General features: G+C 74.4%; 1 protein-coding gene and 1 pseudogene. Both read left to right on the forward strand.

Annotated elements, in window-relative coordinates; translation table 11 throughout:
- A pseudogene (locus tag VB737_RS07320) lies at positions 1–323 on the forward strand (hypothetical protein); the annotation flags it as partial.
- Positions 293–895: TgpA N-terminal domain-containing protein (locus VB737_RS07325; protein WP_500312256.1), on the forward strand; the 603-nt coding region annotated here is incomplete at its 3' end. The pseudogene VB737_RS07320 and the gene VB737_RS07325, both read left to right, overlap by 31 nt.

The raw sequence follows: 895 nt of genomic DNA on the forward strand, positions 1-895 counted from the left end.
ACCAGGATGGCAGCGACGACTGGCGGGACCTGGCCCCCCATCGCCCCCAGGACAGCCCCAGCCGCCTGGCCTGGAAGCTGCTGGCCCAGGGGCGGGGCGAGTACGCCAAGCGCTTCCTGGACCGCCCCGAAGCGGCCCCCCTGCTGGCCCCCGAACCCGGAATGCCCCTGGAGACGGCCCTCGAACACCTGAGTGAACGCATCTGGAGCTGGCATGGCCGGGGCCTCAGCTACGGCCTGGAGCTGAACGGCCAGTCCATCGCGCCCGGCCGGGGGGTGCTCCACCGGGACCAGTGCCTGACGGCCCTGGCCTGCTGCCGATGAGCCGCGCCGCCGCCCCGCTGCAGTGGCTCACGATGGGGTTGCTGGCCGTGGGGCTGCTGGGCCTGTCGCCGGCCCTGTCCCTGAGCCTGCTGGCCTTCGGCCTGGCGGTGCTGACGGCCCTGAAGCTGCGCGAGGCCCGCAGCCTCGAGGAACGGCGGGTGGTGGCCCTGCTGCAGCTGGTCTGCGCCGGGCTGCTGGCGGCCCTGCGCCCCGAACTGGCCCCGAGCCTGCTGCAGGGCCTGGCGATCCTGATGGCCCTGGCCGGGCTGCTGGCCCTGGAACTGGGGGCCGGTCCCGACTGGAAGGCGCTGCTGCGCCGCAGCCTGCAGGTGCTGCTGGCGGCCCTGCCCATCGCCCTGGTGCTGTTCCTGCTGCTGCCCCGCCTGATGCCCTTCACCAACTTCGGTGCGGGTCAGGGCATGGGGGCGATGACCGGCCTGAGCGACAGCATGGAGCCGGGCTCCATCGCCCGGCTGGCCGTCAGCCGCCAGGCCGCCGCCCGCGTCGCCTTCCCCCTCGGCGGCGAGCCCCCGCCCCTGGAGCAGCGCTACTGGCGGGTGCTGGTGCATGAA

It is taken from the genome of Synechococcus sp. BA-120 BA3, assembly GCF_034931285.1.
Taxonomy (GTDB): domain Bacteria; phylum Cyanobacteriota; class Cyanobacteriia; order PCC-6307; family Cyanobiaceae; genus Cyanobium.